9 protein-coding genes and 1 pseudogene are annotated in these 9,158 nt (G+C 70.8%); 7 read left to right on the top strand and 3 right to left on the bottom strand.

What is annotated here, in order from left to right; all coding sequences use genetic code 11:
• Both BXA03_RS27080 and ftsY read right to left on the bottom strand, forming a co-directional pair.
• A pseudogene (locus BXA03_RS27080) lies at positions 1 to 1,112 on the bottom strand (hypothetical protein); the annotation flags it as partial.
• Between the two features lie 280 nt (positions 1,113 to 1,392).
• The gene (ftsY, locus tag BXA03_RS24990) at positions 1,393 to 2,724 is read right to left on the bottom strand and encodes a signal recognition particle-docking protein FtsY (RefSeq protein WP_234983831.1); all 1,332 of its coding nucleotides are present in this window, start codon (positions 2,722 to 2,724) and stop codon (positions 1,393 to 1,395) included.
• Here ftsY and BXA03_RS27385 point away from each other — a divergent pair.
• The 5 genes from BXA03_RS27385 to coaD all read left to right on the top strand — a co-directional run bounded on the left by BXA03_RS27385 (position 2,693) and on the right by coaD (position 6,972).
• The gene (locus BXA03_RS27385; RefSeq protein ID WP_234983832.1) at positions 2,693 to 2,866 is read left to right on the top strand and encodes a hypothetical protein; all 174 of its coding nucleotides are present in this window, start codon (positions 2,693 to 2,695) and stop codon (positions 2,864 to 2,866) included. The genes ftsY and BXA03_RS27385 overlap by 32 nt on opposite strands.
• The gene (locus tag BXA03_RS24985; protein WP_076511880.1) at positions 2,863 to 4,320 is read left to right on the top strand and encodes a M16 family metallopeptidase; all 1,458 of its coding nucleotides are present in this window, start codon (positions 2,863 to 2,865) and stop codon (positions 4,318 to 4,320) included. The genes BXA03_RS27385 and BXA03_RS24985 overlap by 4 nt, the downstream gene beginning before the upstream one ends.
• A complete protein-coding gene (locus BXA03_RS24980; protein ID WP_076511879.1) occupies positions 4,317 to 5,675 on the top strand; it encodes a M16 family metallopeptidase in 1,359 nt (452 codons plus the stop codon). The genes BXA03_RS24985 and BXA03_RS24980 overlap by 4 nt, the downstream gene beginning before the upstream one ends.
• Positions 5,676 to 5,745: 70 nt before the next feature.
• Positions 5,746 to 6,372 carry a 16S rRNA (guanine(966)-N(2))-methyltransferase RsmD gene (gene rsmD, locus BXA03_RS24975; protein ID WP_076511878.1) on the top strand — a complete coding sequence of 209 codons (627 nt, stop codon included), beginning with the start codon at positions 5,746 to 5,748 and terminating at the stop codon, positions 6,370 to 6,372.
• A 96-nt stretch (positions 6,373 to 6,468) separates the two neighbouring features.
• Complete coding sequence (coaD, locus tag BXA03_RS24970; protein WP_076511877.1) at positions 6,469 to 6,972, top strand: pantetheine-phosphate adenylyltransferase; 504 nt, start codon at positions 6,469 to 6,471, stop codon at positions 6,970 to 6,972.
• A gap of 17 nt (positions 6,973 to 6,989) precedes the next feature.
• Here coaD and BXA03_RS24965 read toward each other — a convergent pair whose 3' ends face one another.
• A complete protein-coding gene (locus BXA03_RS24965) occupies positions 6,990 to 7,709 on the bottom strand; it encodes an alpha/beta fold hydrolase (protein WP_076511876.1) in 720 nt (239 codons plus the stop codon).
• 119 nt (positions 7,710 to 7,828) lie between these two features.
• Between BXA03_RS24965 and BXA03_RS24960 the strand changes: the two genes are divergently transcribed.
• Positions 7,829 to 8,443: a Yip1 family protein gene (locus BXA03_RS24960; protein ID WP_076511875.1), complete on the top strand. Its 615-nt coding sequence runs from the start codon at positions 7,829 to 7,831 to the stop codon at positions 8,441 to 8,443.
• 39 nt (positions 8,444 to 8,482) lie between these two features.
• On the top strand, positions 8,483 to 9,154 hold the full coding sequence (locus BXA03_RS24955) for a histidine phosphatase family protein (RefSeq protein WP_076511893.1): 672 nt from the start codon (positions 8,483 to 8,485) through the stop codon (positions 9,152 to 9,154).
• Positions 9,155 to 9,158: the final 4 nt, after the last annotated feature.

Genomic DNA, 9,158 nt, shown 5'->3' with positions numbered 1-9,158 from the left:
GTGTTGTCCAGGACGGTGGTGACGTTGTCGACCACGTTGACGACGGGGCTGAGCGAGTCGCCCAGGCCGACGGCATCGGAGACGCCACCGACGACAGTGCCGCCGAGGCTGTCGGTGGGGTCGAGCAGGGCGTCGGCATCAGCGTCCGCATCAGCATCGGCATCGGCATCCGCATCCGCATCCGCATCCGCATCCGCATCCGCATCCGCATCCGCATCCGCATCCGCGTCAGCGTCAGCATCTGCATCTGCATCTGCATCGGCATCGGCATCGGCATCGGCATCGGCATCGGCATCGGCATCGGCATCGGCATCGGCATCGGCATCGGCATCGGCATCGGCATCGGCATCCGCATCCGCATCGGCATCCGCATCTGCGTCTGCGTCTGCGTCTGCGTCTGCGTCTGCGTCTGCGTCGGCGTCGGCGTCGGCGTCGGCGTCAGCATCCGCGTCTGCATCAGCGTCTGCATCAGCATCAGCATCAGCATCTCCTTCCTCGGGTGGCGTGGTCGGCGGCGCGGTGCCCGCTGGCGGGGTGAGGAAGAAAGGGAAGGGCGTGCTGTCGTCACCGCCCCCGGCAAGGGCGCCCAGGACGAGTCCGCCGCCCAACGCGGCCAGTGCAAATTCACCGATGCCCAGGCCGCCGGCGAGGGCGGGAGCGGCCTTCTTCACGGCCAGCGCAGCGGAATCGACACCCGAGTCGACCTGCAGGTCGCCCGATGCCAGTCCGATGTCGAGTTGCGAGCCGCCGCCTTCGAGCGCGCGGGTGGCGAGCGTCGCATCCGTGCCGCCGACGAAGGTGCCGCTGATCGCCTGCGTGTTGGGTCCGGTGGGATTGAAGACGACGCCGGCCTGGCCGTCCTGCGGCACGAGCACGCGGTCCCCGGTCTGCAGCAACTGATTGGTCTGGGCGGGCAGGTTCATGCCGCCGCGGACCACCATGACGCCGGGCGACACGTTGGTGAGGGTGCCGATGCCGGCTGCGGCACCGCCGCCGCCGCCGCCGCTGCCCATTGGAATGGGCGTGGCCATCACTCCCGAAGATGAGGCCTGCGCCATCAGCACCGGTGCCGCGCCGGAATTGCCGGCTGCCTGGGTCGTCGTCGTTGCCATACTCTTGCTCCACTCGTCTGGTTGAAAGATGACGGAGTGGGGGCAAGACATGTGCCGCTTCGAAAGCGGCGTCCCGGGTGCACGAAAGTGTGGGTTTTTTGGCGTTTTTCCCCAGGAGGAAGGGCTTGGATCGCCCGATGTTCCTGGGTGCGTTACGTAACGGCGGCGGTAACGATGAGGTGACGCGCAACTGGCCCAGCGGGTCGGCAATGGCCCCGGGTTCGGGGCTGGGGCATGAGCGCGCGGCGCCGGCCTCGGCCCGAGCGGGCCGCCCGAAGGATCAGCCGACCAGCGCCTGCGCGAACTCGCGGGCGTCGAAGGTTTCGAGGTCTTCGAGTTTTTCGCCGACGCCGATGAAGTAGACGGGCACCGGAGCGGTGCCGGGCTTGGTACGCGCGCGCTCCTCGCCCCATCGGGCGATGGCACACAGCACGCCGCCCTTGGCCGTGCCGTCGAGCTTGGTCACGACCAGGCCGGTGAGGCCCAGCGCATCGTCGAAAGCCTTGACCTGGGCCAGTGCGTTCTGGCCGGTGTTGCCATCGATCACGAGCAGCACCTCGTGCGGAGCGGCCACACCGCTGCCCGCCTCGGTGTCGGCCTTGCCGATCACGCGCTTGATCTTCTTGAGCTCGTCCATCAGGTGCAGCTGCGTAGGCAGACGACCGGCCGTGTCGACCAGCACGACGTCCTTGCCGCGCGCCTTGCCGGCGTTGACAGCATCGAAGGCCACCGCGGACGGGTCACCGCCCGCCTGGCTGACGATCTCGACCAGGTTGCGATCGGCCCAGATGGCGAGCTGCTCCCGCGCGGCGGCTCGGAAGGTGTCGGCCGCGGCCAGCAGCACGGTGCAACCTTCGTTGGCCAGGTGCTTGGTGAGCTTGCCGATGGAGGTGGTCTTGCCCGCCCCGTTGACGCCCGCGACCATGATCACGGTGGGCGTGTGACGGCCGATCTCCAGCGGCTTCTCCAGCGGCTTGAGCACTTCGGCCACGGCGTCCACCAGCAGGTTGCGCACGGCCTGCGGCGTGGTGGCGCTGTGGCGCCAGACGCGGTCCTTCAAGTCCTGCAGGATGTGCTCTGCCGCCGGGATGCCGGTGTCGGCCATGAGCAGCGCCTCTTCCAGCTGTTCGTAGAGTTCGTCGTCGATCTGCGCGTTGACGAACACCGCCTGGATGCCACTGCCTGTCTTCTTGAGACCCGTCCGCAGCCGGTTGAGCCAGCCCTGGCGCGAGGGTTCGGCTGTCGGTTCGGCCGGCGCGGGGGGGCTCTGCCGGGGCGCCGGCACGTCCGTCGGCACAAGGGCGGCAGGTGCAAGCGCAGGCGCAGGCGTAGCGGAAGGCGCCACCGCGGGCGCCTGGGATACGGACCGATCCGGCGTCGCCTCGCGATCGGCGACCGGTGCGACCGGCGGGGGCGACTGGACGGTCGGCGCGGCAGGCGCCGCAGACGGGGCAATGGCAGGCGGTGGAGCGGCTGGAGGTGGCGGTGCGATCGCCGGAGCAGGCGCTGCGGGGACGATGGGGGCCGGCGCGGGCGCCGCAGTGGGGGGCGCTGCGACGGGCGCCGCCGGCGCGCTCGGCTTGCTCCCGAACCAGCTCGACGGCGAGAACACCGAGCGTCCGCCGCTGGCTTCAGGAACCGGCGCAGGCGCAGGAGAAGGTGAGGCCTCGGCCGGTGCCGCGGGCTCGACCGGCGGCTTTTTCTTGAAAAAACTGAACATCCAGGCGCTTTTTAGAATCCGAAGCATTCTATGAAACACCCCCCGCCGAGCCGCCAGCCCTTCGCTGCGGCCCTGCTGGCGGCCTGCCTTGCCGTGGCAGCGCCCGTCCATGCCCAGCAGCCCCCCGCCGATGCGGCGCCTCTCACCCCCTCCGCCCTGCCTTCCACGGCCCAGTCGCCACAGCAGTTCCGCCTCGCCAACGGCATGACGCTGATCGTCCAGCCCGACCACCGGGCGCCCACCGCCGTGCAGATGCTGTGGGTGCGCGTGGGCTCGGTCGACGAGCTGGACGGCACCAGCGGTGTCGCCCACGTGGTCGAGCACATGATGTTCAAGGGGTCGGCCCTGCTCAAGCCGGGCGAGTTCTCGCGCCGCGTGGCGGCGCTGGGCGGGCGGGAGAACGCCTTCACCACCCGCGACTACACCGGCTACTACCAGCAGATTCCCGTTGAGCGGCTGGAAGAGGCGATGCGGCTGGAGGCGGACCGATTCGCCAACAACCAGTGGCCGGACGACGAATTCCGACGCGAGATCGAGGTGGTCAAGGAAGAGCGCCGCATGCGCACCGAGGACCAGCCCCGCGCGCTGCTGGGCGAGCAGCAGAACGCCGCGATCTTCAACGCTTCGCCCTACAGGCGGCCGGTGGTCGGCTGGATGAGCGACCTTTCGGCTATGACAGCCGACGACGTACGCGCGTTCTACCGCCACTGGTACGTGCCCGAGAACGCTGCCATCGTCGTGGCCGGCGACGTCGATCCGCAGAAGGTGCGGGCGATGGCCGAGCGCTACTACGGCCGCATCCCGGCGCGTGCCGTGCCTGTGCGCAAGCCCTACACCGAGTTGCCGCAGCGCGGCATCCGGCGCATCGAGTTCAAGGCACCTGCCGAGCAGGCCTATGTCTCGCTGGCGTTCCGCGTGCCGCAGCTCGGCGCGGTGGAGCAGGACTCGGACGCCTGGGCCCTGCTGGTGCTGGCGGCGGTGCTCGACGGCTACAACGGCTCGCGGCTGGACCGTGCGCTGGTGCGCGGCCCCGAGCGCGTGGCAGACGGCGTGAGCGCCGGCTACGGCCTCTACGGCCGCGGGCCGCAGCTCTTCTACCTGACCGGCGTGCCAGCGGCCGGCAAGACCACCGAGGCCGTCGAGGCCGCCTTGCGTGCCCAGGTGGCGCGCATCGCCCAGGAAGGCGTCTCCGAGGCCGAACTCGCCCGCGTGAAGACGCAGTGGGTCGCCAGCGAAACCTACAAGCGCGACTCGGTCATGGCCCAGGCGCGCGAGCTGGGCAGCCAGTGGGTGCAGGGCCTGCCGCTCGACGCCGATGCCCGCATGCTCGCCAAGCTGCTGGCCGTGACGCCGGCCCAGGTGCAGGCCGTCGCCGGCCGCTATTTTGGGGACGACCAACTGACCGTCGCCACGCTGCGGCCGCAGCCCATGTCGTCGGCGGCCAAACGGCCGCGCAGCCCCTTCGGCCCGGTGGGAGAGATCCGATGAAACGCGCTCTTGTCTTGTTGCGGCACTGGCGCCGCGTGGCGGTGCTGGCCACGTTGGCCGGTGCCGCCGGCCTCGCCCAGGCGGGCGTGGCCATCGAACACTGGCGGCTGGCCAACGGTGCGCAGGTCTATCTGGCGCGCACACCGGCCCTGCCCATCGTCGATGTGCAGATCGATGTCGACGGCGGCAGTCGGCGCGATCCGGCGGCGCAATCCGGCCTGGCGGGCGCCACCGCCGGCATGGCCGAGAAGGGCGTGCGCGCCAGTGGCAGCGAGCCTGCGCTGGACGAGAACCAGCTGGGCGAGGCTTGGGCCGACCTGGGCGCCGAGTTCGACGTCGGCGCCAGCGCCGACCGCATGAGCTTCAGCCTGCGCAGCCTGGCCGACCCGGCCCTGCTGGCCCGGGCGGCGGCCCTGGCTTCGCGCGAGATCGGCGAGCCGGCCTTCCCCGACGAGGTCTGGCGACGCGAGCGCGAGCGCATCGGCGCCGGACTGCGCGAGGCGGACACCCGTCCCGCCAGCGTGGCGGGTCGCGCCTTCGCGCGCGATGTCTACGGCGGCCATCCGTATGGCCAGGACATGACCCAGGCCACGCTGGCGGCCATCGGCACCGAGGACATGCGTCGTTTCCACGCCGAGTTCGTGCGGCCCTGCCGCGCCAAGGTGAGTGTGGTGGGTGCCATTGATCGGCCAGGGGCGGAGCGCCTGGCGACGCAGTTGCTCTCGCGGCTGCCGCAGCAGGGCTGCGCAGCGCTCGCAGCGGTGCCCGAAGTGCCGCCGCTGACCGAGGCTCGCGTGGACCGCATTCCCTTCAACGCCGCGCAGGTGCACGTGTGGATCGGCCAGCCCGGCTACCGGCGGGCCGACGCCGACCACTTCGCGCTCACGCTGGGCAACTACATCCTGGGAGGTGGTGGCTTCGTCTCGCGCCTGACCGAGGCGGTGCGCGAGCAGCGCGGGCTGGCCTACAGCGTCTACAGCGGCTTTTCGCCCGGCCTGCATGCGGGGGCGTTTCGCATCGGCTTCCAGACCCGGCCCGACCAGGCCGACCAGGCTGTGACCGTCGCGCGCGAGGTATTGGCGAAGTTCGTCGCCGACGGGCCGACGGCGGCCGAACTGCAAGCCGCCAAGGACAACCTGATCGGCGGTTTTCCCCTGCTGCTGGACAGCAACCGCAAGCTGGTCGGCAACGTGGCCAACATCGCGTGGAACGACTTGCCGCTGGATTACCTCGACACCTGGCGTGAGCGCATGAACGCCGTCACCGTCGAGGACGTCCGTGCCGCGTTCCAGCGCAAGCTGCAGCCGCAGCGCATGGTCACCGTGATCGTGGGCGGCACCGAGAACGCGCGCTGAACGGGCCGCCGGGCGCGCCGGGGTCCCGGTGCTTCCGGGCAAGCCTGCGCGCGCCGTTAAGCTCGGTGCGATGACCCGAAGCAAGTCCTCCACGAAAGTCGGCGCCGGCCGGCCCCGCGAAGTCCGCATCATCGGCGGCGCGTGGCGCCGCACGCGGCTGCCGGTGGCCGATCGGCCCGGCCTGCGGCCCACGCCCGACCGGGTGCGCGAAACCCTGTTCAACTGGCTGGCCAGCGTGGCAGGCGCCAGCGGCGGCGAACTGCCGGGCTGGCGCTGCATCGACGTCTTCGCCGGCACCGGCGCGCTGGGTTTCGAAGCGGCGTCGCGCGGGGCGGCCGAGGTGCTGGTCTGCGAACAGGACCCTTCGCTGCTCCAGCAGATGAAGGCCACGCGCGACAAGCTGCAGGCCCAGGCCGTGCAGGTGCAGCGTGGCGACGGCGCCGCCTGGCTGGCGCGCAGCGGTGCGCATCACTGGCACGTCATCTTCCTCGACCCGCCCTTCGAGCAGGCGGCCCTGTACGAACGTGCGCTCAAGGCGGCGGGCCCGGCGCTGAACGCACAAGGGGTGGTCTATCTGGAAGCCGACCAGGCCTGGACGGACGAGCGCCTTGCGCCATTCGGGTTCGCCGTCTTCCGCCACCTCAAGGCGGGCGCCGTGCATGCCCACCTCCTCAAGCCCGTTCCTGCCGCACCCTGAGGGCCGCGCCCGTGGCGCAGCGCCGATGGTGCAGTGCAGCGAGGCGTACATAATGCGCGCCGAGACAACCCCGGCCCCCGCACCCAGGAGGAAGAGATGACGACCGATGTGATAGCCGTCTACCCCGGCACCTTCGACCCCATGACGCTCGGCCACGAGGACGTGGTCCGCCGCGCCACGCAACTGTTTCCGAAGGTGATCGTGGCCGTCGCGGCCGGGCACCACAAGAAGGCGCTGTTCTCGCTGGCCGAGCGCATCGAGATGGCGCGCGCCGTGGCCGAGCCCTTCGGCGGCTGCGTGACGGTCGAGAGTTTCTCCGGCCTGCTGCGGGACTTCGTCGTCGCCCGTGGCGGCAAGGCCATGGTGCGTGGCCTGCGCGCCGTCACCGACTTCGACTACGAATTCCAGCTGGCCGGCATGAACCGCTCGCTCATGCCCGAGGTCGAGACCGTCTTCCTCACGCCCAGCGACAAGTACCAGTTCATCTCCAGCACCTTCGTGCGCGAGATCGCGATGCTGGGCGGCGAGGTGGACAAGTTCGTCTCCCCCCACGTGCAGCAGCGGCTGGCGGACAAGGTGCGCAGCCTGGGCCGCGAGTAGACGCGGGCGTCGCTCGTTCAGTCCGCAAAGGGCGCCAGCCAGCGCAGCAGCGCCGCGTTGACGGCGTCGGGGCATTCCATCGTCAGCATGTGTCCGGCCTCGGGCAGCCACACCACCTCGGCCTGCGGGATCAGCGCGGCCATCGCGCGCGTGCAGTCGGGCGGCGTGAGCCGGTCGGCCTCGCCGCACATGAGCAGCACGGGGCAGCGCAGGGCGCCCAGGTGCAGCCGCGCATCGGGCCGTGCCATGACGGTGCGGTTCTGGCGGATCAGCTGTTCGGCGCCGGCATCCAGCACCATGGCCAGGTAGCGCTGCACCAGCGCCGGGTCGGCGGCATTCGCCGGATGGAAGGCGAATGCCACGTTGGCGCGGATCACTGAATCCGCGCGGCCGGCGGCGAACTCCTCGATGGCGGCGCTGCGCAGCGCGTGCATCTCGGGCGTCTCGGGCAGAGGCGAGGTCCCGAGCAGCGCCAGTCCGGCGATGCGCCCGGGCGCCTGGCGCGCGGCCTCCATGGCCACCATGCCGCCCATGGAGGCACCGGCCAGCAGCAGCGGGCCGTCTTCCTGCGCCAGCAGCGCGGCGGCCATGGCCTCGATGGTGCCGTGGTGGCGGCTGACGTCCGCCACACGGGGGCGCAGCGCGGCCGGCATGGCCGGCATCTGTGCCTCCCAGAGGCGTTCGTCGCAGGCAAGGCCGGGCAGGAAGACGAGGCGGGGCAGGGCGGTGTCGGACATGCGGCCATTGTTGCAGCGGTGGTTGCCCGGTGCGCCATCGGCATAGGCTGCACGGCCAGCAGCCAGCGCGACCCCGGCTGCCTAGACTGCGCGTCGATCCAACGCCGGAGCCCCTTTCCATGAACCTGGTCCAACGCGTGCAGGACATCCTGCTGCGCCCCAAGCGCACCTGGCCCGAGATCGAGGCCGAATCCACCGACGCGGCCACGCTCTACCGCGAGTACGTGCTGATCCTGGCGGCGATCCCGGCCATTGCCGGCTTCATCGGCCTGTCGATCATCGGTGCGGGCGCGTTCGGCGTCAGCTTCCGTTTGCCCATCGTGACCGGGCTGGTGCAGGCCGTCGTGAGCTACGGGCTGTCGCTGGTGATGGTCTATGTGCTGGCGCTGGTCGTGGACGCGCTGGCGCCCAGCTTCGGCGGGCAGCGCAGCCCGATCCAGGCCCTCAAGCTGGTGGCCTATGCCAGCACGGCCGGCTTCGTGGGCGGCATCTTCAGCCTGCTGCCGTCGCTTGCGGTGCTGGGGGCGCTGGTGGGTCTCTATTCGGTCTATCTCTTCTACACCGGCGTGCCGGTGCTCATGAAATGCCCGGCGGACAAGGCGCTGGTCTACACGGTGGTGTTCGCGCTGTGCGCCATCGTGGCCTCGCTGGTGTTGGGCGCGTTGCTGTCGGTGTTCACGCCGACCCCGCGCATGCCGGTGGGAAGCGTGGCCACGGCGCTGGTCTTCGCCTGACACCGGGCTGCGCCCGAGGCCATGGACAATGGCCGGCGCATGCCCACCGACCTGATCCTCATCCGCCATGGCGAGACGGACTGGAACCGCGAACTGCGCTTCCAGGGCCACATCGACGTTCCCCTCAACGACACCGGCCACGAACAGGCGCGGCGCCTCGGCTTGGCCCTGGCGCACGAGCCGGTGCGCCACATCGTCTGCAGCGACCTGCTGCGCACCCAGCAGACCGCAGCGCCCGCGGCGCAGCAACTCGGCCTGCCGGTGCGCACCACGGTCACGCTGCGCGAACAGGCCTTCGGCGTGGGCGAGGGCCTGCGGGCCGAGGAGATCCGCGAGAAGCATCCCGAAGCCTGGGACGGCTGGCTGCGCTTCGAGGCCGACCGCTCGCTGCCGGGCGGCGAGAGCACGCGGCAGTTCCATGCCCGCGCGATACAGGCGCTGGCCGATATCGCCGCGCAGTACGCGGACGGGCCGGTGCTGGTGGTCACGCACGGTGGTGTGCTCGACATGGTCTGGCGCACGGTGCACGGCCTGGGCCTGGACGGGCCGCGGCAGAGCGACATTCCCAACGCCGGCATCAACCGCATCCGCATCGACGACCCGGCCCGGCCCGAGGCCCTGGTCATCGTCGGCTGGGCCGAGACGGCGCACCTGGAAGGCCTGGGCCCGCAGCCCAGCTACGACCAGCGGCGGCATCTCAAGCTGGGGTGAACTG

It is taken from the genome of Pseudacidovorax sp. RU35E, assembly GCF_900156165.1.
GTDB lineage: Bacteria > Pseudomonadota > Gammaproteobacteria > Burkholderiales > Burkholderiaceae_C > Xenophilus.
Note: the sequence above shows the minus strand (reverse complement) of the source record. Positions and strands in the feature narration are given on the sequence as shown.